The organism is Burkholderia crassaminum (assembly GCF_964265005.1).
In the GTDB taxonomy this organism is placed as follows: Bacteria; Pseudomonadota; Gammaproteobacteria; order Burkholderiales; family Burkholderiaceae; genus Burkholderia.
Map to the genome: position 1 here is coordinate 1,701,341 of NZ_OZ183799.1, position 21,312 is coordinate 1,722,652.

Consider the following 21,312-nt stretch of genomic DNA (forward strand, 5'->3'; position numbering starts at 1 on the left):
GAAAGGATTGTCATGTCCAAGGAATTTGACGTCGTCGTGATCGGCGCCGGCCCCGGCGGCTACATCGCCGCGATTCGCGCCGCGCAGCTCGGCAAGACCGTTGCCTGTATCGAAAAGTGGAAGAACCCGGCCGGCGCGCTGAAGCTCGGCGGCACCTGCCTGAACGTCGGCTGCATCCCGTCGAAGGCGCTGCTCGCTTCGTCGGAGGAGTTCGAGAACGCGTCGCACCACCTGGCCGACCACGGCATCACCGCCGACGGCGTGAAGATCGACATCGCGAAGATGATCGGCCGCAAGGACGCGATCGTCGAGAAGATGACGTCCGGTATCGAGTTCCTGTTCAAGAAGAACAAGATCACCTGGCTGAAGGGCCATGGCAAGTTCGCCGGCAAGACCGACGCCGGCGTGCAGATCGAAGTGAGCGGCGAGGGTGAAGCCGAAGTCGTCACCGCGAAGAACGTGATCATCGCGACGGGCTCGAAGGCGCGTCACCTGCCGGGCATCCCGGTCGACAACAAGATCGTGTCGGACAACGAAGGCGCACTGACGTTCGACGCGGTGCCGAAGAAGCTCGCCGTGATCGGCGCAGGCGTGATCGGCCTCGAGCTCGGTTCGGTGTGGCGCCGCCTGGGTGCTGAAGTGACGGTGCTCGAAGCGCTGCCGGCATTCCTCGGCGCAGCTGACGAAGCGCTCGCGAAGGAAGCGGCCAAGCTGTTCAAGAAGCAGGGCCTCGACATCCATCTCGGCGTGCAGATCGGCGAAGTGAAGACGACCGCGGACAGCGTGTCGATCGCCTACACGGACAAGGACGGCAACGCGCAGACGCTCGACGCCGACCGCCTGATCGTGTCGGTCGGCCGCGTGCCGAACACCGACAACCTCGGCCTCGAGGCAATCGGCCTGAAGGCGAACGAGCGCGGCTTCATCGACGTGGACGACCATTGCCGCACGGCGGTGCCGAACGTCTACGCGATCGGCGACGTGGTGCGCGGCCCGATGCTCGCGCACAAGGCGGAAGACGAAGGCGTGCTGGTCGCGGAAGTGATCGACGGCCAGAAGCCGCACATCGACTACAACTGCATTCCGTGGGTGATCTACACGTACCCGGAAATCGCGTGGGTCGGCAAGACGGAGCAGCAACTGAAGGCGGAAGGCCGCGAGATCAAGTCGGGCAAGTTCCCGTTCTCGATCAACGGCCGCGCGCTCGGCATGAACGCGCCGGACGGTTTCGTGAAGATGATTGCGGACGCGAAGACCGACGAACTGCTCGGCGTGCACGTGATCGGCGCGAACGCGTCGGACCTGATCGCCGAAGCCGTGGTGGCGATGGAATTCAAGGCGGCGTCGGAAGACATCGCCCGTATCTGCCATCCGCACCCGTCGATGTCGGAAGTGATGCGCGAAGCGGCGCTCGCCGTCGACAAGCGCTCGCTGAACAGCTGAGCACGGTATAGCGCCTGCCGGCCGCCGGCCGGCGCAACCGTCTCATGACGAGGGCGGGCGGGGTTTCCCGTCCGCCTTCGTTTTTTCCGGTTTGCCCGATGAACGTCACCGAATACTACACGCGCGAACTGACCACGCGCGGCTATCAGTCCGATCCCGCGCAGCGCGCGGCCGTCGATCGCCTGCAGCAATGTTTCGACGAATGGGTCGAGTACAAGGCGCGCCGCTCGAACGCATTCAAGAAGCTGATCAATCATCCCGACCTCCCGCGCGGCGTCTACATGTGGGGCGGCGTCGGTCGCGGCAAGAGCTTCCTGATGGACAGCTTCTTCGCGGTCGTGCCCGTGCAGCGCAAGACGCGACTGCATTTCCACGAATTCATGCGCGAGGTGCATCGCGAGCTCGAGGAACTGAAAGGGCAGGCCGATCCGCTCGACGAACTCGCACGGCGCATCGCGAAGCGCTACCGGCTGATCTGCTTCGACGAGTTTCACGTGTCGGATATTGCCGATGCGATGATCCTGTATCGTCTGCTCGATCGCCTGTTCAACAACGGCGTGCAGTTCGTGATGACGTCCAACTACGATCCCGACGACCTGTATCCGGACGGCCTGCATCGCGACCGCATGCTGCCGGCGATCGCGCTGATCAAGGACAAGCTCGACGTGCTCAACGTCGACGCGGGTGTCGATTATCGGCAGCGCACGCTCGCGCAGGTGAAGATGTATCACACGCCGCTCGGCGCGGACGCCGATCGCGAACTGCGCCATGCATTTGCGAAGCTCGCGGCGGTACCCGATGAAAGCCCGCTCCTGCATATCGAGAAGCGCGAGCTGAAGGCGCTGCGCAAGGCGGACGGCGTCGTATGGTTCGACTTCGCGACGCTGTGCGGCGGCCCGCGCTCGCAGAACGACTATCTCGAACTCGCGAGCCGCTTCCACGCGATCGTGCTGTCCGAGGTGCCGCAGATGTCGCCGCGGATGGCGTCCGAGGCGCGCCGCTTCACCTGGCTCATCGACGTGCTGTACGACCACAAGGTCAAGTTGCTGATGTCTGCGGCGGTGCCGGCGGAGCAACTGTACGTCGAAGGCCCGATGGCCAACGAGTTTGCGCGTACGGTTTCGCGAATCGTCGAGATGCAGTCGAAGGAATACATCGAAACGCCGCGCCGCATCGTCGATACGTCGCTGACCTGAGTGCGATTTCCGGCAATTGGCGGGATTCAAACGTCAATTCCGGTCAAATCGGCGTGATCTCAGGGTATTTTCGGATTTGTCTTATATTCATTGTTGAGGTGAGCCGATATCGTTGTGTCATGGTTACCAAGGCTGGAGATGTCCATGACACCGTATCGCGATCTGACCGACCACGAGTGGCGCTGCGCCGCGCCGCTTCTGCCCGAAATGCAGCCGCGCACCGAGTTGCGCGGCCGGCCGCTGGCCAATACGCGTGCCGTGCTGAACGGCGTGCTCTGGGTCATCTACAGCGGCGCAACGTGGTCGGCCATGCCGCGCCGTTACCCTTCGTATCAGACCTGCCATCGCCGCTTCAAGGTCTGGCACGAGACGGGCACGTTGTTGAACGTGATGCGCGAGCTCTATGGCGACTCGGGCGTGAACCTGTGCAACGAATTGTCCGTGCGGATGCGCAAGCATGCGCAATCGAAAGCAGCGGAGGCGCGTAGCGGTGTGGCACCCGTGGGTCGCACACCGGGCGGCTATGCGCCGGGCGCGATGAAGCAGGCGGCATGATGTCCGCTGTTTGCCGTCTTGTTTGCGGCGACGCACGTACCAAAAGAAAATCGGCCTGACGATTTCATCGTCAGGCCGATTTTTTCATTGAGCCGCGCGTTTCAGCGCGAGCCGCATTATTGTTGGCGCACCCAGGTCTGCGATCGGCCGAGCAGCGACACGCCGATGTAACCGCGCACGACGAGTTTCTGGCCGCCGTCTTCAAGCGTCATCTTGCACTTGTAGACCTTGCCGTTCTCCGGGTCGAGAATGTTGCCGCCGTCCCAGTGGTCGCCTTCCTTCTTCATTGCCTTGATGATCGTCATGCCCTTGATGAGCTGATCCTTGCGCTCGTCCGTGCAGGCGCTGCAGCGGCGATCGGGCGTATCGTTCGCACCGAGGCCCTTGACGACCTTGCCGGTCAGCGCACCGTCGCCGTCCTCGGCGATCTGCACGAGTGCCTTCGGCTGATGCGTGTTGTCGTCGATCGTCTGCCACATGCCGATGGGATTGTCGGCTTGTGCGAACGTGGGGGCTGCGCAGGCGAGCAGTGCGCCGGCAACGGCGATAGCACGCAACGGGCGGGTCAGTTGAATCATTGTCATCCTCCTTGTATGTCGTGTTCGATTTGCCCGCACGACCGTCTGCATGGGGCGGGCATGTTGCGAGCTTCGCCAGAATACGTGAAACCGCACGCCACGTTTGATAGAGGGGACTCTAATCGAAACAGCCCGCGTGGCGCGGGCTGTCTGGTGACCGATCAGTTGAGCTGATACGAGAATGCGGCGTTGATGCGCGGGCTGCGTGATGCGCTTTCGACCGGCGCGTCACCCACCGGCTTCGCGACGTTCAGGTCGAGGCTGTAGAAGCGGCTGTCCGTGAAACGTACACCGATACCGACCGACGACATGCGGTTCGGCGATGGCGTGCCTGCATGCAGGTACACACGCGCCATGTCGTAGGCGATGTACGGCGTGACGGATTTCATATACGTCCAGCCCGGCGTGAAGCCACGGTTGACCTCCAGCGACATCCCCCATCCCGAGTCACCCGACGCTTCGCCCGGCTGATAGCCGAGCGCGTAGCGCGTCGAGCCGAACGAGATCTGCTCGGAAGTCGGCAGCGAGTCGGGGCTGTATTGCCCGGTCAGCGAGACCGACGTGCCGATCCGGAACGGCCATTCATTGGTTTGCGTGAAGGTCGCGCCGGTACGGACGAAGGTCAGTGATGTCGGATCGGCGTACGTGATCGTCGAGCCGTTCGCCTGCGCGACCTGCGATTTCGATGCGCCGAGAATGTCGAACGCCTTGGCGACGTTGACGCTCAACTTTCGCACCTGTTTCGGCTGGACGTTCGTGTAGTCAAGCTGCAGTTGCAGCACGCGAACCTGCGACCGGTTGTCGAGGGTCGCACCGTTGATCTGGTTCTGGTAATTGTCCTCGTTGTGCGCCGCGTAGCCCGACACCGTGCCGAGCAGGCTGCGCTGGTTGTTCAGCAGTATCGGATAGGAAGCCGAAAGACCAAGCTTCTCGTTCTTGACCGTACGCTGCACGTACGACGGCAGCCCCGGATTGTCGGTCGGCTTGCCGCGATACGTGCTTGCGTCGAGGCGCGTGATCAGGCCACTGCTGCCGACGGGTACCGCGCCGCTGAATGCGAAATAAGTTTGCTTGTCGCGCCCCGGCGGCGCCAGCGCGGAAATGCTCAACTGCTCGCCGAACTTCGTGAGGCCGTTTTCGGTCGCGGTGATGAGGCCCTGTACGCCCGGGTGATTGAAATCGATACCGGTGCTGACGTTGAATGCCTTGCGGTCGACCGCGAGTTCAAGCGTCGTGGCACCGTCGGTGGTTTGCGGCGGCGGCACGTTCGCCTTCACCGTGAGGCCGGGCAACAGGCCGAAGGTGTTCACATAGCGCTCGAACGTCGCGCGGCGCAGCGGGCGATCGTCGGTGATATGCGCTGCGATCGCGCGAATCTTCGATTCCATCGCACCGGGCTTGCCGGTGACCTTCACGTCCGACACATAGCCTTCGACAACCGTGATGCGCACGACGCCGTTCTCGAACGTCTGCGCGGGAACGAACGCGAACGACAGCGCGTAGCCGCGATCCTGGTACAGCTTCGTCACGCCGTTGGCGGTTTCGATCAGATCGCCGATCGTGATGTCCTTGCCGACGAGGGGGGTGAAGCGACGCGAGATTTCCTCGAACGGCACGGACTTCACTCCTTCGACCTGGAACGTCGTCGGCGTCAGGTGGCGCGACAGCAGCTCCTGCAACTGCGGCGCTTGCGGTGCGACCTGCACGGTCACGTTCGGGCCGGTCTTCGGCGCGTTGATCTGGGGCAGGGAGTCGAGCGGGTTACCTCCAACGCGCGTTTGTGCATGTGCCGTGCCTGCTGCCGCGATGGCGAGCAGCATCATCCATCTGTCGAGTCTGGATTTCATTGTTCTTCCTCGTTGGCCTTGCTTTTCGTCTTCTTTGTAATGCCGGCGCGCGACACCAGGGTGCCGCGCGCCGCGTGCCGCCATGCCGGTTGTGTTTGTACGGTCGCGCCATCCGCTCCGGCTGCGAAGGTGCGACCGTCCTCCTTACTTGCCAACGCTACCCAGCGTACCCAGCAACCCCGTTACCGGTGCCAGCAGGCCCGTCGAGCCGCCGCCCGACGTTGCCGTACCCGTGACGCTGCCGACCAGCGACGTGACAGGCGCGAGCGGGCTCGCTCCCCCTGACCCTGCTGCGCCGCCAACTGCTCCGGTGACAGTATTCAGCAAACCGGTGACAGGCGCGAGAGGGTTTGCACTGCCTGCGCCACCCGTTGCACCGCCGAGCGTGCCCGTGACCGTCGACACGAGATTCGTGACGGGGGCGAGCGGACCGCCGCTACCGCCCGCTGCACCGCTCAGCGCGCCGGTAACGGTGGACACGAGGCCCGTGACGGGCGCGAGCGGGCTGCTGCCCGACCCGCCGGTCGCGCCGCCAAGTGCGCCCGTGAGCGAGCCGAGCGGCGTCGAGCCGAGACCCGACAGCAGGCCGCCGAGCGGATTCGTCGAGCCGGACCCCGACGACGTGCCGTTTTGTACGGTCGCCGTCGAGCCGCCGACGAGGCTCGTGATCAGGCCGGGGATCGGTGCCGCGCCGTTCGGGCCGTTCGGGTTGACGAGGCCGCCCGCGTTGGTCACGGTGTTGCCGACCGCGGTCACGAGCTGACCGACGTCGCCGACGAGCGGCTGGCTCGACGTGCCGCCGACCTGCTTGCCGGCCGAGCTGATCGCGCCGCCGACCTGGCCGAGCAGGCCCGAGACGGGTTGGCCGAGGCCAGTCGTCGTGCCGACCTGTTGCGTGACCTGGCCAGCGGTGATCACGAGCGGCGTGATCGCCGAGCTGAGCGGCTGCGTCACTTGCTGCACGGCGCCCGACGACAGCGTCGAGCCGATCGTCGTGCCGGCGGCCGTCAAGCCATTGGCCACCGTGTCGAGCACGGTGCCGACCGGGGTCGTGACAGGCGCGAGCGGCGCGAGTTGCCCCGTGCCGAGCGCCTTGACCGTCGAGCTCAGGCCGGACACCGTGTTGCTCGTCGCGCCGACCAAATTGCCGAGGCCCGCGACAGTCGTGCCGACCGGATCCTTAGTCGTGCCGATCTGTCCCAGCCCGTTGCTCACGGCATCGGCAGCTGCGCCGACGATCGTGCCGGTGCTGGAGAGCGTGCTGCCGACACCCTTCGTCACACCGTCGCCGAGGCCCGGTACGCTGATGTTGCCGACCGTGCTGCCGAGGTCGGTGGCCGTCTGGCCAACCGTGCTGACGACACCCTTGGTGCCGGTGGGCGTGCCGCTGGTGCCGCTCGTGCTCGGTGTACCGCTCGTGCCGCTGGGGGTGTTGTTGCTGCTGGTCGGCGGCGAGCTGACGCCGCCGCCGCCGCAGGCGGCCAGCAGGCAGGCTGCGGCGAAGGCCGTGAGGGGTGCGCGCCACTGGCGCAGCGCGGCTGTCGTGAGGGAACGTTGCTGGGACATGCTTGACTCCTCGCTGTCTTGTCGATTGATGGATCTTGGTTTATTTGCCGTGCGTGCCGCCGAGCAGGCCGCCGATCAGCGACGTGACAGGCGCGAGCGGATTCGACGACGAGCCCGAGTTCGTGACGGCGCCCGTGCCGCCGGTCAATGCCGGCGCGCCGACCGCGCTGGTCACCGTGGACACCACGTTCGTCACCGGGGCGAGCGGGCTGCTGCCGCCTGCGCCGCCCGTGGCGCTGCCGAGTGCACCCGTCACCGCGCCGAGGAGACCCGTGACCGGCGCGAGCGGGCCGCCGCTCGTACCGCCCGTTGCGCCGCCGAGCGCGCCCGTGACCGTCGAGACGAGGCCGGTGACCGGCGCGAGCGGGCCGCCGCTGCCGCCTGTTGCGCCCCCGAGTGCGCCGGTAACCGTCGAGACGAGGCCGGTGACCGGGGCGAGCGGGCCGCCGCTGCCGCCTGCTGCGCCACCGAGCGCACCGGTAACCGTCGAGACGAGGCCGGTGACCGGGGCGAGCGGGCCGCCGCTGCCACCCGTTGCGCCGCCGAGCGCACCGGTAACCGTCGAGACGAGGCCGGTGACCGGGGCGAGCGGGCCGCTGCCGCCACCCGTTGCACCACCGAGTGCGCCGGTAACCGTCGAGACGAGGCCGGTAACCGGGGCGAGCGGGCCGCTGCCGCCGCCCGTTGCGCCGCCGAGTGCACCGGTAACCGTCGAGACGAGGCCGGTGAGCGGGGCGAGCGGGTTGGTCACACCGCCGGTGCCGCCCGTGAGCAGGCCGCCGACGGCTTTCACGGTGTTGCCCGTCGACGAGACCGTGTTGCCAAGGCCGGTCGTGACGGGGTTGCCGCCCGCCGACGCGAGCAGGGCGCCGGCCTGGTTCAGGCCGTTGCCGACCGTGCCGAGCAGCGTGTTGACGGGCGCGCCGAGGCCGGTCGCGGAGCCGATCGTCTGGGTCGTCTGGCCGACCATCGTCGTGATAGGCGTGATGGCCGAGCTGACCGTCTGCGTGACCTGCTGGATCGGACCGGTCGACAGTGCGTTGGTGAGGGTGTTGCCGCCGTTCGAGACGGCACCGCCGAGCGTCGACACGAGGCCGCCGACGGCGCCGGTGACCGGTGCGAGCGGCGACAGCGGGCCGCTGCCGAGGCTCGTGACCAGGTTGCCCGTCTGCGTGACTGCGCCGCCCAGCTGGTTGACGACGCCGCCCGTGCTGGCAAGCGTGGTGCCGAGCGGATCCTTCGTTGCGCCGAGCTGGCCGAGACCGTTGCCGAGGCCATTGCCGAGTGCGGTCACTGCGCCGCCGACGCTCTGCACGATGCCGCCTGCGGCTTGCGTGGTGGCCGGGTTGACGCCCGGCAGCGACTGGCTGCCGATGACGGAACCGAGACCCGAGACGGTTCCGCCGACACCCGTCACGATGTTGCTGCTGCTTGCGAGGACAGTTCCCACTGCGTTCGACGACACACCCGAGGTGCCGCTCGTGCCCGAGGTTCCGCTGGTGCCTGACGTACCACTCGTGCCCGAGGTTCCGCTCGTGCCGGACGTACCACTGGTGCCGGAGGTGCCGCTCGTGCCCGAGGTTCCGCTGGTGCCGGACGTACCGCTCGTACCCGAGGTTCCGCTCGTGCCCGACGTGGAGATCGTATCGCCGCCACCGGAACTCGAGCCGCCGCCAAGCCCCTGGCTGATGGAACCGGAGCCGCCGCACGCGGAGAGGGAAAGCATGGCTGCAACGGTGGCCGCGATCAGAGTCGTCCGGAACACGCCATGGGGGATAACCTTAATGTCCATTTTGTCCTCGCATTAAAAATGTGTTGTGAACTTCGTTGTGTTGAGTGGTGCGGGGACTACTCTGCAACTGTCGTGCCATTTCGATGCCCGACGGTTCGACAACAGGTTTTAAACGGGGCAATTCCTTGTCGGAAAAGGAGGTTATGGAAATTGAAAGATTGTTGAATCTGTTTAAGTGCAGACGAATGAGAACGGTTTCGAGCGTTTCGTAACGTAACGTCACAACATTGGCGTTACGCGTGCGACGTAACGTGGAGGCCGCGCAGGCTTGGTGGACGAGGCAATTGTTTTACTGGTGGATTAGGTGTGCACATCTAACCTATCGTAAATCCTATGTGTAAGTCGTACCGAAACGCCGTACAAATACGCTGTGCTCCTGGTCATTTTTTTCGATCCAAGCCGTTAAAAGAGGTTGGAAGTTAAATAGGATCGGATATAGAATCCGGAGCAGATGTAAGGAAATGTACGGTTCGGTACACAACGTTCGAGGAGGTCACTATCGCGAATGTTAACTTGCATCAAATGGTGAGCCATGCCCCTCGGGGCAATCTATAAAGAAAGTGCACCCGGTTGTCGTTACAGCAGATGTGGCGAACAGCGCGGGGCGACCGGCCAGATATGCGGGGATGTATACGTATAAAAGGCCAAAGAACGTAAATACAGGCACGAGGAATAAAATGAAAGCAATCATCAAGCGTTTCCTTAGGGAAAACAACGGGGTTACCGCGATCGAGTACGGGCTGATTGCGGGTCTTATCGCTGTCGCGATTCTGGCGGGTGCTTCCAACATCGGCACGAGTCTCGGTAATATGTTCACGAATCTCGGGTCATGTATTAGTGCCCCGACGACGGCCACGAACTGCACGGCTGCCACCATCTTTAAGTAACCCACCTGACGTTAGTCAGCACGACCTCGAAACATTGAGTCGTCTTGGTGTTGCGGCGGGCGGATTGTCGTTGGCAGTCCGCCCTCCGCGACATTTATCGCGGGTTGCGGTGCGATGGCACATTTCATTTTCAGCGGGGTGTTCCTGGTCTGGGCTGCGTTCGTCGCAACCAGCGACATCCGTTATCGACGCGTTTCGAATTCGCTCGTCCTGGCGGGGATGGTCTTTGGCCTGGGCGGAGCGTATTTCAACGCTGGTCCGTTCGGCATTCTCCCGGCACAGGCGATGATCGGCTTGCTGGTCGGGCTGGTCGCCTTTTTTCCTCTTTTCTTGCTGCGCGTCATGGGCGCGGCAGACGTCAAGATCTTTGCGGTGATCGGCGTGTGGTGCGGCGTGCATGCGCTGCTGTGGATCTGGATTGCCGCCAGTCTCGCCGCCGGTATTCACGCATTGGCCCTGATGCTGCTGTCGCGCACGTCGATCGGCGCGTTGTGGCAACGGGGCCAGCCGGCAATGGCGCTTGGCAAATACCGTGCAACACCCTATGCGGCATGCCTCACAGCACCGGCTGCCGCATGGGTTGTCTTTCTTGTCGCAACAGGGGGCGTGCGATGAAACGACAGATGCAGCCGCGTGGACGCCGTCGGCAGCGTGGTGCGACGGCGGTCGAGTTCGCGATCGTGTTTCCGTTGTTGTTCGTGATTTTCTACGGCATCGTCGCTTTCGGGATGATATTCACGATTCAGCAGAGCGTGACGTTTGCTGCCAGCGAAGGTGCACGGGCCGGGTTGGCTTACGCCCCCAGTCTTGCGGCGCGTATTACGAACGCAACGACGACGGCACAGAGCGTCGTGGCCTGGCTGAATGTCGGTACGCCACAAGTCGCGGCACCGCAGTGCAGTTACGACACGTCGGTTCCGCCGTCGTTGTACTGCCTGTCGGTCACGGTGAATTACACCCCCAAGGACTGGATAACGACCATGCCGTTCCTGGGAAGCATACTGAGTCAACCGTTGACGAGTACGGCGGTCGTGCAAATTCCGCAGTCGATCCTATGAAGTACTTATCGTGACGCGACGGGCACGCTGACACGCGAATCGGGCAGAAACCTATCGGACTTTCATTCCGGCATCCACACAACAACATGGCCAACAATTTAACGAAGATCATCGCGGGACTGCTGATCGCAATCGCCGTATTGCTCGGAATCTACGCGTGGATGCTTGGACGTGGCACGCAGAATGCCGCACCTGTCCAGCAAACCGTTGCGGCAAGCCCGGTTCCGGTCGTGATCGCGACGCGCGTGTTGCCCGCCGGCCAGCCGATTACGGCCGACGCATTGAAGATCAGGCAGACCGCACCGGTGCCGACGGGCGCATTTGCCGATCCGTCCGTGCTCGTGGGCCGGGTGCCGGCAGCGGATATTGCGGCTTCGTCGCCGGTCGTCGCGGGGGCGCTGGTGTCGGGGCTTGCCGAGGATGTCCAGCCGGGCGAGCGTGCGGTCGCCGTCCGGGTCGACGAAACCAATGCGGTCGGCAACCGGCTGCGGCCCGGCAATTTCGTCGACGTATTCCTGAATCTGAAGCGCGAAGGCGGCGGCACGATGCTTGACGGCGAAATTTCGCAGACGCAGGCGCGGCTGCTGTTGTCGAAGGTGCGTGTGTTGTCGTTTGGCGACGCGACACCCGATCGAGACAGCGGCAACACCACCAACGGCAACAACGGTCAACCGTCCAGTGTCCGCATCGCGGTGCTTGCGGTGCCGACCGCGCAAGTCGATGCGCTGACGCTTGGCGAGGCGAGCGGACGCCTCACTTTCGCGTTGCGCAACCCGCGCGACGACGAGCTTGCGATGCAGACGGTCGCGATGCGTACCGACAACAAGCTGTCGCCGTCGGCGCTCGCCGCCGCGGGCGTCTCACTGCAGCAACTGTCCGGCACACCGAGAACCCCGGTAGCCAACGTGAACGTGCCGCCGCTGCCATCGCGTCTGCCGCCGGCGGTACGGTCGGTCGGGGGCGGTGGGGGAGGAATCGAAGTGATCCGTGGCGGCCGGTCGGAAACGGTTGCCTATTGAACGACATCGACGGCCATCGATTTCAGCGACGACAAGTAAAGGGCCGCGTGACGGTCTACCAAACAATGAAAAACACACTGATTGCATTCGCGATTGCCATCTGCACCATGACCTTCGCATCGCTTGCGAGCGCGAGCGGCACGATCGAGCTCGCGGTCGGCGCGCAGCGGCAGCTTTCGGCGGGCCGTACGTTGCAGCGCGTCGCGGTCGGCGATCCGGCAATCGCCGACGTGCTGATCATGAAGGGCAGCCGCTCGGGTTCCGTGCTGCTGACGGCGAAAGCGCCTGGCTCGACGAATGTGATGCTGTGGGAGCGCGGTCACGAGGAGCCGACCGTCTGGAACGTCGAGGTCGTCGACGCGGCAGCGCAAGCGGTGCTCGACGGTTCCACGCCGCGCGTGAATGCATACGGTGGCACGGCCGTGCTGCAGGGCTCGTCGGCGTCGCTCGATGCGCATGCGCGTGCGGCCGCGGTCGGCAAGAACATGAGCGGGAAGGGCGCCGTGATCGATCGTTCGACGGTCGCGGGCAAGAGTGTCGTGCAGGTCGACGTGCGGGTCGTCGAATTCAGCCGCTCGGTGCTCAAGCAGGTCGGGTTCAATTTCTTCAAGCAGAGCAACGGCTTTTCGTTCGGATCGTTCTCGCCAGGCGGCGTGCAATCGTATAACGGTGGGTCCCCCGGCACGGCAGGCTACATTCCTACCCTCGGTTCGCCCGTTTCGTCCGCGTTCAATCTGGTCGTGAATGCCGCGGGACGCGGGATCTTCGCCGACCTGTCGCTGCTCGAATCGAACAATCTCGCCCGCGTGCTCGCGGAGCCGACGCTCGTCGCGTTGTCCGGTCAGAGCGCGAGCTTCCTCGCTGGCGGGGAGATTCCCGTGCCGTCGCCGCAAGGGCTCGGCTCGACCGCCATCCAGTGGAAGCAGTACGGTGTCGGACTGTCGCTGACGCCCACGGTGCTGAGCCCGCAGCGGATCGCGTTGAAGGTTGCGCCCGAATCGAGCCAGCTTGATTACGTGAATAGCGTGACGATCAGCGGCGTTGCGGTGCCGGGGATCACGACGCGCCGTGCGGACACGACGGTCGAGCTCGGCGACGGCGAGAGCTTCGTGATCGGCGGCCTGATCGATCGCCAGACGATGTCGAACGTAAGCAAGGTGCCGCTGCTCGGTGATTTGCCGATCATCGGTACGTTCTTCAAGAATCTGAACTATCAGCAGAACGACAAGGAATTGTTGTTCATCGTGACGCCGCATCTCGTTGCGCCGATCTCGAAGGGAGCGGTATTGCCCGCGACGCCCGGTGAACTGTCCGAGCAGCGTGACGGGCCGGTCTGGAAATCGTATTTGGGCGGAGCGGCATCGCCGGATGCGGCTCCGGGATTTTCGAAATGAGTGCGATGCATCGCGAGTCGCGACGTATCGTCAGGCCTTGCGTAATCGGGGGTGTTCAACATGAACGCGCGAATCCAATCATTGTGTGAACCCGCCGTGACAGACTATTTCGTTTGCGCATCGCAACAGGAGGCGCATGTCCGCTGGCTGGCGGATTCGCTCATATCGGCCGGTGCGGTCGAGGCGGCGTCACTTGAGCCGGGCGTGCTCGCGCAGCGCATCACGGGTCTCAATCCCGCGCTCGTCTTCATTGATTTTTCAGGCGGCAGCACGGCGGCGAGCGTGGCAGCCGCGGCGGTACGCGCATCCCATCCGGGGCTGCCGATTGTCGCGCTCGGCTCACTTGCCCAGCCGGAGAGCACGCTCGCTGCATTGCGCGCCGGCGTGCGCGATTTCATCGACGTGTCGGCCGCGGCGGAGGATGCGTTGCGCACGACGCGCGGGCTGCTCGCGAACGTCGGCGAGCCGGCAAGCCGTCACGGCAAGCTCGTCGCGTTGCTCGGTGCCCGTGCGGGCATGGGCGTGAGCACGCTCGCAGCGAATCTTGCCGTTTGGCTGCAGAAGCGTGCGGTGGGCCCGGGGGCGGGCGGCGAGTCGAATGGCGGCACGCCGGCTGGCCGCCAGACCGCGCTCGTCGACCTGGGGCTGCCGGCAGGCGACGGCGCGCTGTTCCTGAATACCCGCTGCGAATTTCATTTCATCGACGCGGTTCACAACCTGCGCCGCATCGACCGGACCTTCGTCAACACCGCGCTGACCCGGCATGAGAGCGGCGTTGCGTTGACGACGCTGCCGGCCGATCTCGGCGGGCTGCGCGACGTTTCGTATGCTTCATGTGCCGGATTGCTGAACCGGTTTCGCGCGTTCTTCGATCAACAGATCGTCGATCTCGGCGGCTTTTCGAACCGCGAGTTCGTTGCGCAGATTACGAACTCGGCCGATGAAGCGTGGCTTGTCTGCGATCAGGGCGTCGCGTCGATCGTGTCTGCGGCCGATCTGCTCACCGGGCTGCGCGATGCGGGCGTCGACGCCGATCGTGTACGGCTCGTCGTCAACCAATACGATCCCGCACTCGACCTGACGCCGGCACAGATTGCCGAACGTCTCGGCCTGGCGCTGGTGGGTACGTTGCCGTCGCGCCGCGTCGCGATCGGCCATGCGGCAAACCAGGGCCGGCTCATCGTCGATATGGCGGAGCGCGACCCGTACGTGCGTGCGCTCGAGTCGCTCGCCGCGCGGCTGCCAGGCGTGTCGGTCAGATCGTCCGCCGCGCGCCCGGCATCCGGCCTGTCCGCGCTGAAGCGCTTCATTCAACCCTCGTCCAAGCGGTCGTAAGCGATGGCACACGACATTCAATTCGCCGACGGCGCAGCGCCGTTCCCCCAGACGCAGCAATTTCACGACATCAAGAATGCCGCGCACGAGCACTTGCTGACGCGTATCGAAGAACTGGGCGCCGAGTTCGGCCGTTGGTCCCGACAGGCGATCAACCAGTTTGTCGATCTCGAGATCGACAGCTTCGTGCGCCTGCGCCGCATTCCGCTCAACGAGAACGAGGTGCGGGCGATCGCCGAGGCCCTGACGAAGGAGCTTGCGGGCTTCGGGCCGATCGAGGACCTGCTCGCGGACCCGGCGGTCGAGGACATCCTGATCAACGGCTACAACGACGTGTACGTGTCGCGTCACGGGATCCTCGCGAAGCTGCCGGTTCGCTTTACGGACAACGCGCACCTGCTGCGGATCGTGCGCCGGATCCTTGCGCCGATCGGCCGCCGTCTCGATGAGTCGAACCCGATGGTCGATGCACGGCTGCCCGACGGAGGCCGCGTGAACGTCGTGATCGAGCCGCTGTCGATCGACGGCCCGGTCGTATCGATCCGGAAATTCCGCAAGGATCCGCTGAAGCCGTCCGATCTGCTCGGCAACGGGACGTTCAACGAAGAGATCAACACGCTGCTCCAGGCGGCGGTCGAGGCGCGCTGCAACATTCTCGTGTCGGGCGGCACGAGCTCCGGCAAGACGTCGCTGCTCAACGCGCTCGCGTTCCACATTCCGGAGATCGAGCGTGTCGTGACGATCGAGGATACGGCGGAGCTGTCGCTGAACCACCCGCACGTCGTGCGTCTCGAGAGCCGTCCGGGCGGTTTCGACGGTACCGGCGTCGTGTCGATTCGCGACCTGCTGCGCAATACGCTGCGGATGCGCCCGGACCGGATCATCGTCGGCGAAGTGCGCGGCGGCGAAGTGCTGGAAATGCTGCAGGCGATGAACACCGGCCACGACGGCTCGATGGGTACCGTGCACGCAAGTTCACCGCGCGAGTGCCTGTACCGTCTCGAGATGCTTGCCGGTTTCGCGGGCTTCCAGGGCACCGAGTCGAGCCTGCGCCGGCAGATTGCGAACGCAATCGACTTCATCGTGCAGATCGGGCGCCTGTCGAACGGGCGGCGGCGGATCCTGTCGATCACCGAAGTGACCGGGCTGTCCGACAACATCATCGCCACACAGGAGCTTTACCGCTACGAAGCGCGTGTGACGGCGGAGGGCGAGGAAGTCGATCACTGGGAAACGCTCGGCATTCATCCGCATTCGCCGAAGCTCGCGCGTTTCCGTCAGACGCTGACGAGCGGCGGGTACGGCGATGGCGGGTTTGGCGGCGGCTTCGGTGGTGGCGGGTTCGGTCGCGGCGGGGGCTTCAATGTATAGCGCGATGGTTTGGGTGCTGGCCTTCGCGATGCTGTGCGTCGCGGCTGCGATGATGCTGTGGCGTCACGCGGAAACCCGGCGCGTACGGACCGACGCGAAGCGCTTTATCGACAGCCGGCTTGAACCCGGCGCACGTGCCGGTGTCGCCGCGCAGGCAGCACGGCCATCGGCGGCAGGCGCCGCGCGCGCGGTGCCGACGCAGCCAGGTGCGGCACGGAGCGCATCGTCCGACACGTTCTGGACGCATTGGTATGCGACGGCATCCGAGTATCTGACGAACCTTGAAAGTCGCGCGGGCATCGAGGATGCACGCGGCAAGACGCTTGTCGCGCTCGTCGTGCTGGTTGCGATCGCGGCGTTCGCGGGCAATCGCGGTGGCACGCTCGCGTGCTTCGCGGCGCTTGCGTGCGGCTGTTCGATTCTCGGGGTCTGGCTCGCATCGCGAATTCAGCGGCGCAGGCTGAAGATTGTCCGGCAGATCCCGTCGTTCCTCGACGGGATCGTACGACTCGTCACGCTTGGCAACAGCGTGCCGGCGGCGTTCCAATCCGCGCTGCAGACGACCGAGGAGCCGCTTCGCGGCTGTCTCGACCACGTGTCGAGGATGCTGCGAGGGGGTGTCGAAATCGATCGCGCAATGATGCACATCGCGAAAATCTACCGGACTGAGGAGTTCGAACTTGTCGGCTCCGTATTGCGATTGTCGGTCAAGTACGGCGGCCGCGCGGACGTGATGCTGGAACGCATGGCCGTGTTCATGCGCGATCTCGAACAGGCGGAGCGCGAGTTGACTGCGATGTCGGCGGAGACGCGGTTGTCGGCCTTTGTGCTCGTGATGTTGCCGATCGGGATCGGCAGCTTCATCATCGTGTCCAATCCGAAGTATCTGCACGGGATGTGGAACGATCCGGGTGGACGGACGCTTCTCATGTTCGCGTTCCTGTTGCAATTGGCCGGCAGTGTCTGGCTGTATCGAATGGCTCGGCTCAGGTGATGCTATGACAGCGACTCAGATCGGAGCGATTGCCCTGGCGAGCGGCGCACTCGGCGTGCTGCTGTTCGGCATGATTGCATTGTTGCGCGCGAGTGCGGCGACGCGCGCCGAGCGCGCGCTTGTCGATGCGCTCGATCGGCGTATGGCCACGCTCGAAGCAGCGAAAGCGCGGACCGCGCCGGACGGCGATGCGCCAGCGAAGCCCGACGTACGTCGGGGCCAGCGCGTCGAACGTATTCTCGATCGTCTGTCGGCGGCTGGTGTGCGCTGGCTCGAAACCGGATTCGGCAAATACGTTGTCGCGGAAGAGGATCGCCGCCTGCTCGAGCAATGCGGTTACGTCGATACGCGCACGCGAGGGTTGTTCCTGAGCGCCCGGGTCGCGTGCGGGATCGGGTTGCCGCTGCTGTTCGCGATTTTCGCGAGCGGGCGGATGAAGGGCGGCATGTGGATGATCGGTATGTTTGCCGCTTTCGGGCTCGGCTTCATGTTGCCGAAGCTGTACGTGCAGCGCCGCGCGGCGGCGCGGCGGCAGAGCGTGATCGACGAACTGCCGTTGCTCGTCGACATGCTGCGTCTGTTGCAGGGCGTCGGGTTGTCGCTCGATCAGAGCCTGCAGGTCGTGACGAACGACTTTCGCGGAATGATGCCGGTACTGTCGTCGGAAATGGGAATTGCACAGCGCCAGTTCGCGGCAGGCCGGACGCGCGAGCAGTCGTTGCAGCGCCTGTCCGGCGGATTCGACAACGAGGATCTGCGCGCGATCGTGCGATTGATGGTTCAGGTCGACAAGCATGGCGGTGCGGTGCAGGAGCCGCTCAAGCAGTTCGGCGACCGGTTGCGCGAGACGCGTCGTGCGATGTTGCGTGAACGGATCGGCCGATTGACCGTGAAGATGACTGGCGTGATGGTGTTGACGTTGCTGCCCGCCTTGCTGATCGTGACGGCCGGACCGGGTTTGCTGGCGGTGACGCACGCGTTGTCGTCGCGCCATTGACGGTGGAAGGAAAGACGATGAAGCGGATCAGCGGGATGGCAGCGCAAATGGGGGCGGCTGCGGCAGTGGTACTGCTGCTCGGTGCGTGCGCAACCAAGGAAAACGGGTACGGCGTCAGCTCGCAGACCGAGCGGGCGGCGCTGATGCAGGCGGCCGATCAGAAGCAGTCCGTACCGGATACGCCCGGGATGTATCTAGGTCTGATCCAGCGGATGCAGGCGCAGGGGCTCTACTTTGCATCGCTCGCGCATATCGATGCATACGACAAGACATATGGCGCGATTCCGGAATCGGTCCTGTTGCGCGCGGACGCGCTGCGGATGACCGACCAGCCGGTCGCCAGCGCGGCCGTCTATACGCAACTGCTGAAAACGCCGCTTGCCGCGCGAGGCTATCGCGGGCTCGGGTTGATCGCGGGCGCGGCAGGCGATTTCGATCGCGCGGCGCAGGCGCTCGCGCAGGCATCGGATCTTGCGCCGACCGATGCGTCGCTGCTGTCCGATCTCGCGTACGCGAAGTTGCGCAGCGGCGACATCGTCGGTGCGCGGGTGCCGTTGATGAAGGCGGCCGAACTGGATCAGCGCAATCCCAAGATCGTCAGCAATCTTGCGCTTTATCTCATCGCGGCGGGGCGCACTCAGGATGCTCAACGGTTGATGAATCAGCAACATCTGCCGGCGGATATCCGCAAGGACATCAATGGCGACGCCGCGAAGATCGTTGCGGCGGCACATGCGCAGCAGCGTGCGGTCGCGACGCCACCGGTGGTGTCGCGTCGTGCCGCCGCAGCGCCGATTACACCGATGGCGAACAATTTCGGCTATGACCAGACCGTGCCGCTGTTGCAGCGCTTTGCACAATGAACAGACATCCGGGGAACGACATGAACAATAAACACCATCGAAACGTGCGCGTGGGCCGGATCGCAGTAATTGGTGCGATCGCCTGGATCGTGGCCGGCTCGACTGTCGTCCGTGCGCAGGATGCAGATGCGCCGCACGCGTCCGACGTCGAGCGCTCCGCGAAGGAATGGCTCGCGATGCAGCGGGGCAATCGTGCTGCGGCGCCAGCGCAACCGGTACTCGGCGACGTCGCGTCGCTCGTCTATCAACGCTATCTCGACTCGTTCAAGAACAAGATTCCTGACACGATGAATTCGCAGCTCGGTGCTGCCGGTGGCATGTCAGGTGGCGGGCAAAGCGCGCAGTAAGCGAGACGCCAATGCGCACAGATCAATCACTTGTGGCTCGGCGGCGCCGGATCGGTTGCCCGGGAGAACGTCGTCAGCGTGGTGGCGCCGCGATCATGGCGACGATTTTCCTGGCGATAGCGGTCATCGTGCTGGGTGCGACCGATATCGGACGCTACTATGCCGAACGACGCCATATGCAGTCGGCTGCCGATACGGCCGCGCTGTCCGCCGTGACGCAGGTCGCCAGCGACGCCAACTGCACGGCCGCAACGAATGCGGTCAATCAAATCACGAACGTACCGGCAAGCCTGCTGTCGGGAAAGGCCACTGCAACCGTGACGTGCGGGATCTGGAGCCCGCCGCCAACCAGCGGCGCGAGCGCCCAGTTCACGCGCACCTCGGGAGCACCGCTGCCCCCCAATAACCAATGCGCCGGCTTGTCAGGCGGAACGGTCAGTGCCGGGCAGTCGGTCAATGCCGTGTGCGTGACCGTTTCCGAACTGGTGAGCGGGATTTTTATCAATAACGCAACCATCAGCGCGTCGGCCATTGCCAAGAGCGTGCCGACTGACACCTTTACGTTGACCACGTCGTTGGCGGCGTTGAACGGCGGGTTGGCCAACAAGTTGCTGCAAGTGCTGACGGGGTCTCCGAATGCGCTGAGTCTGCAGGTCCTCGACTATCAGGGGCTGGCGCAAGTCAACCTGAAACTGGCCGGGATTCTCGCCAATCTGCCGGTCGGTACGACCACCGGCGTATTGAACGGTACCGTGACGCTCGGCCAACTGGCGAACGCGACATTGCAGGCGGCGACGCAGCAGAATCTGGTCGGGGCGAACCTGAACGTACTGAACGCGATCGTCGCTGCGCTCTGTTCCGGCAGCGTCTGCGGCGGTCCGCAGATCGCGCTCGGCCAGCTGGTTTCTGCTGCTACCGCGACGGGAAGCTCCGCCGTCAACGCCAGCGTCAATGCACTCGGATTGCTGTCGACGGCATTGCAGATCGCGAACGGCACGAGTTCGGTCAGTATTCCTAGCGTTACGGTTCAGACGCCGACTCCGCTGGCGCCGTTGCTGAACGCGACCGTGTCGGGTTCCGTGTCGCTCGCGGGGACGCCGCCGGCCACGGCGAGCGGCCCGCCGGGACCGGCGAGTTGCGGGACCTCCAATTGCACGACGAACACGTCGACCGCGCAGGGGAACGTGTTCCTCAATACGTCGATTTCGCTATTGTCGACGTGTCCGGACGGCTCGTTGGTCTATCCGGGGAGCAGTTGTTCATCCGGCACGGCGACGTCGCTTACGAAAGTTCAGTTGCCGGTTACTGCCTATTTGGCGCCGGCGACGGCCGGCCTGGCGTCCGTCACTTGTTCCGCGAATGGTACGAAGACGGCGCAGGTGAATGTGCAGACTGGAGTGGTGGCCGTGTACCTTGGCGGCGCGGCGAATACGCCGATCAATCTCAACGCGCCGACCGGTTATACGCCCAACGGCAGCGCCACACCGATCACGCTGGTGTCCGTCAACCTGCAGAGCCTGCTCAATCTGTTGAACCTTGGCGGTCTGACGTCTACGTTGACGACGTTGCTCAATGTGCTGACGTTGGGGCTCCTTGACCTGAATAATATCTCGGTCAACATCAACCTGACTCCCGGGCAGTTGACGGTTCCCGTTGCCAATCAAACGCCGACCCCGCTGACGTTCACGTATCCCGGCCCGGGGTCATCCGCATCGCCGAGCCCGGCGTCACCTTACATGCTGAGCACGGGAACGGATCAATTCCTGTCGCCCGCGGTTCAGGGTATTGTCAACAGCGGCTTGTCGATCTCGCTGTCGGCAAGCGGCGGGTTGGTATCGGTGCTGGCCGGTATATTGAATCCGTTGCTGAATGCGCTGACCGGGCCGCTTCTGTCTGCATTGGGAAGCACACTCGTTCCGCTGCTCCTGCAGCCTGTCGATTCTCTCCTGACCTCCGTCACGGGCCTGCTCGGTCTGAGCCTGGGGAATGCCTATGTCACGAACACACCGGACTCGATCAAATGCGGCAACCCTATGCTGGTCCAATAAATTCCTGAACGTTCAGGCAACA

General features: G+C 64.3%; 19 protein-coding genes. 15 read left to right on the forward strand and 4 right to left on the reverse strand.

Translation table 11 applies throughout. The annotated features are described in order from the left end of the window. Window positions 1–12 precede the first annotated feature (12 nt). The 3 genes from lpdA to ACPTTF_RS07820 all read left to right on the forward strand — a co-directional run bounded on the left by lpdA (window position 13) and on the right by ACPTTF_RS07820 (window position 3,194). Window positions 13–1,443, forward strand: a complete 1,431-nt coding sequence (gene lpdA, locus ACPTTF_RS07810) for a dihydrolipoyl dehydrogenase (protein ID WP_423370801.1) — start codon at window positions 13–15, stop codon at window positions 1,441–1,443. A gap of 98 nt (window positions 1,444–1,541) precedes the next feature. Next, window positions 1,542–2,639 carry a cell division protein ZapE gene (zapE, locus tag ACPTTF_RS07815; protein ID WP_166964083.1) on the forward strand — a complete coding sequence of 366 codons (1,098 nt, stop codon included), beginning with the start codon at window positions 1,542–1,544 and terminating at the stop codon, window positions 2,637–2,639. Window positions 2,640–2,783: 144 nt separating this feature from the next. After that, on the forward strand, window positions 2,784–3,194 hold the full coding sequence (locus ACPTTF_RS07820) for a transposase (protein ID WP_423370802.1): 411 nt from the start codon (window positions 2,784–2,786) through the stop codon (window positions 3,192–3,194). A 116-nt stretch (window positions 3,195–3,310) separates the two neighbouring features. Here the strand turns inward: ACPTTF_RS07820 and ACPTTF_RS07825 are convergent, their stop codons facing one another. From ACPTTF_RS07825 to ACPTTF_RS07840, 4 genes are all read right to left on the reverse strand, one after another. After that, window positions 3,311–3,772 (reverse strand): DUF2147 domain-containing protein, encoded by a 462-nt coding sequence (locus tag ACPTTF_RS07825; RefSeq protein WP_166964087.1) that lies wholly within the window; start codon window positions 3,770–3,772, stop codon window positions 3,311–3,313. A 161-nt stretch (window positions 3,773–3,933) separates the two neighbouring features. Beyond that, complete coding sequence (locus ACPTTF_RS07830) at window positions 3,934–5,619, reverse strand: ShlB/FhaC/HecB family hemolysin secretion/activation protein (RefSeq protein WP_166964089.1); 1,686 nt, start codon at window positions 5,617–5,619, stop codon at window positions 3,934–3,936. A 144-nt stretch (window positions 5,620–5,763) separates the two neighbouring features. Then, window positions 5,764–7,185, reverse strand: coding sequence for a collagen-like triple helix repeat-containing protein (locus ACPTTF_RS07835; protein WP_423391156.1), 1,422 nt, complete (start codon window positions 7,183–7,185; stop codon window positions 5,764–5,766). A 40-nt stretch (window positions 7,186–7,225) separates the two neighbouring features. Beyond that, window positions 7,226–8,977, reverse strand: coding sequence for a collagen-like triple helix repeat-containing protein (locus tag ACPTTF_RS07840; protein WP_423370804.1), 1,752 nt, complete (start codon window positions 8,975–8,977; stop codon window positions 7,226–7,228). A 677-nt stretch (window positions 8,978–9,654) separates the two neighbouring features. On the opposite strand from ACPTTF_RS07840, the gene ACPTTF_RS07845 reads away from it, so the two are divergent. From ACPTTF_RS07845 to ACPTTF_RS07900, 12 genes are all read left to right on the forward strand, one after another. Beyond that, a complete protein-coding gene (locus tag ACPTTF_RS07845) occupies window positions 9,655–9,864 on the forward strand; it encodes a Flp family type IVb pilin (RefSeq protein WP_166964095.1) in 210 nt (69 codons plus the stop codon). A gap of 114 nt (window positions 9,865–9,978) precedes the next feature. After that, on the forward strand, window positions 9,979–10,479 hold the full coding sequence (locus tag ACPTTF_RS07850; protein WP_423370805.1) for an A24 family peptidase: 501 nt from the start codon (window positions 9,979–9,981) through the stop codon (window positions 10,477–10,479). Further along, window positions 10,476–10,922 carry a TadE family protein gene (locus ACPTTF_RS07855; RefSeq protein WP_166964099.1) on the forward strand — a complete coding sequence of 149 codons (447 nt, stop codon included), beginning with the start codon at window positions 10,476–10,478 and terminating at the stop codon, window positions 10,920–10,922. Before ACPTTF_RS07850 ends, ACPTTF_RS07855 begins: the two co-directional genes overlap by 4 nt. Before the next feature lie 86 nt (window positions 10,923–11,008). Next, a complete protein-coding gene (gene cpaB, locus ACPTTF_RS07860; RefSeq protein WP_423370806.1) occupies window positions 11,009–11,941 on the forward strand; it encodes a Flp pilus assembly protein CpaB in 933 nt (310 codons plus the stop codon). 65 nt (window positions 11,942–12,006) lie between these two features. After that, window positions 12,007–13,335, forward strand: coding sequence for a type II and III secretion system protein family protein (locus tag ACPTTF_RS07865; protein WP_423370807.1), 1,329 nt, complete (start codon window positions 12,007–12,009; stop codon window positions 13,333–13,335). A gap of 60 nt (window positions 13,336–13,395) precedes the next feature. Continuing rightward, entirely contained in the window at window positions 13,396–14,670 is a 1,275-nt protein-coding gene (locus tag ACPTTF_RS07870; protein ID WP_423370808.1) for a fimbrial protein, read from the forward strand. Between the two features lie 3 nt (window positions 14,671–14,673). Then, window positions 14,674–16,041, forward strand: coding sequence for a CpaF family protein (locus tag ACPTTF_RS07875; protein WP_423370809.1), 1,368 nt, complete (start codon window positions 14,674–14,676; stop codon window positions 16,039–16,041). Next, entirely contained in the window at window positions 16,034–17,035 is a 1,002-nt protein-coding gene (locus ACPTTF_RS07880) for a type II secretion system F family protein (protein ID WP_423370810.1), read from the forward strand. The genes ACPTTF_RS07875 and ACPTTF_RS07880 overlap by 8 nt, the downstream gene beginning before the upstream one ends. Window positions 17,036–17,039: 4 nt before the next feature. Next, window positions 17,040–18,032 (forward strand): type II secretion system F family protein, encoded by a 993-nt coding sequence (locus ACPTTF_RS07885; RefSeq protein ID WP_423370811.1) that lies wholly within the window; start codon window positions 17,040–17,042, stop codon window positions 18,030–18,032. Window positions 18,033–18,049: 17 nt separating this feature from the next. After that, window positions 18,050–18,895: a tetratricopeptide repeat protein gene (locus ACPTTF_RS07890; RefSeq protein WP_423370812.1), complete on the forward strand. Its 846-nt coding sequence runs from the start codon at window positions 18,050–18,052 to the stop codon at window positions 18,893–18,895. 20 nt (window positions 18,896–18,915) lie between these two features. Next, window positions 18,916–19,242 (forward strand): DUF3613 domain-containing protein, encoded by a 327-nt coding sequence (locus ACPTTF_RS07895; RefSeq protein ID WP_423370813.1) that lies wholly within the window; start codon window positions 18,916–18,918, stop codon window positions 19,240–19,242. A gap of 11 nt (window positions 19,243–19,253) precedes the next feature. Then, on the forward strand, window positions 19,254–21,290 hold the full coding sequence (locus ACPTTF_RS07900; RefSeq protein WP_423370814.1) for a pilus assembly protein TadG-related protein: 2,037 nt from the start codon (window positions 19,254–19,256) through the stop codon (window positions 21,288–21,290). Window positions 21,291–21,312: the final 22 nt, after the last annotated feature.

What these genes read in the sequence shown, in the direction of transcription:
- lpdA (WP_423370801.1), top strand. Translation starts at nt 13, where the DNA reads ATGTCCAAGGAATTTGACGTCGTCGTGATCGGCGCCGGCCCCGGCGGC.
- zapE (WP_166964083.1), top strand. Translation starts at nt 1,542, where the DNA reads ATGAACGTCACCGAATACTACACGCGCGAACTGACCACGCGCGGCTAT.
- ACPTTF_RS07820 (WP_423370802.1), top strand. Translation starts at nt 2,784, where the DNA reads ATGACACCGTATCGCGATCTGACCGACCACGAGTGGCGCTGCGCCGCG.
- ACPTTF_RS07825 (WP_166964087.1), bottom strand. Translation starts at nt 3,772, where the DNA reads ATGATTCAACTGACCCGCCCGTTGCGTGCTATCGCCGTTGCCGGCGCA.
- ACPTTF_RS07830 (WP_166964089.1), bottom strand. Translation starts at nt 5,619, where the DNA reads ATGAAATCCAGACTCGACAGATGGATGATGCTGCTCGCCATCGCGGCA.
- ACPTTF_RS07835 (WP_423391156.1), bottom strand. Translation starts at nt 7,185, where the DNA reads ATGTCCCAGCAACGTTCCCTCACGACAGCCGCGCTGCGCCAGTGGCGC.
- ACPTTF_RS07840 (WP_423370804.1), bottom strand. Translation starts at nt 8,977, where the DNA reads ATGGACATTAAGGTTATCCCCCATGGCGTGTTCCGGACGACTCTGATC.
- ACPTTF_RS07845 (WP_166964095.1), top strand. Translation starts at nt 9,655, where the DNA reads ATGAAAGCAATCATCAAGCGTTTCCTTAGGGAAAACAACGGGGTTACC.
- ACPTTF_RS07850 (WP_423370805.1), top strand. Translation starts at nt 9,979, where the DNA reads ATGGCACATTTCATTTTCAGCGGGGTGTTCCTGGTCTGGGCTGCGTTC.
- ACPTTF_RS07855 (WP_166964099.1), top strand. Translation starts at nt 10,476, where the DNA reads ATGAAACGACAGATGCAGCCGCGTGGACGCCGTCGGCAGCGTGGTGCG.
- cpaB (WP_423370806.1), top strand. Translation starts at nt 11,009, where the DNA reads ATGGCCAACAATTTAACGAAGATCATCGCGGGACTGCTGATCGCAATC.
- ACPTTF_RS07865 (WP_423370807.1), top strand. Translation starts at nt 12,007, where the DNA reads ATGAAAAACACACTGATTGCATTCGCGATTGCCATCTGCACCATGACC.
- ACPTTF_RS07870 (WP_423370808.1), top strand. Translation starts at nt 13,396, where the DNA reads ATGAACGCGCGAATCCAATCATTGTGTGAACCCGCCGTGACAGACTAT.
- ACPTTF_RS07875 (WP_423370809.1), top strand. Translation starts at nt 14,674, where the DNA reads ATGGCACACGACATTCAATTCGCCGACGGCGCAGCGCCGTTCCCCCAG.
- ACPTTF_RS07880 (WP_423370810.1), top strand. Translation starts at nt 16,034, where the DNA reads ATGTATAGCGCGATGGTTTGGGTGCTGGCCTTCGCGATGCTGTGCGTC.
- ACPTTF_RS07885 (WP_423370811.1), top strand. Translation starts at nt 17,040, where the DNA reads ATGACAGCGACTCAGATCGGAGCGATTGCCCTGGCGAGCGGCGCACTC.
- ACPTTF_RS07890 (WP_423370812.1), top strand. Translation starts at nt 18,050, where the DNA reads ATGAAGCGGATCAGCGGGATGGCAGCGCAAATGGGGGCGGCTGCGGCA.
- ACPTTF_RS07895 (WP_423370813.1), top strand. Translation starts at nt 18,916, where the DNA reads ATGAACAATAAACACCATCGAAACGTGCGCGTGGGCCGGATCGCAGTA.
- ACPTTF_RS07900 (WP_423370814.1), top strand. Translation starts at nt 19,254, where the DNA reads ATGCGCACAGATCAATCACTTGTGGCTCGGCGGCGCCGGATCGGTTGC.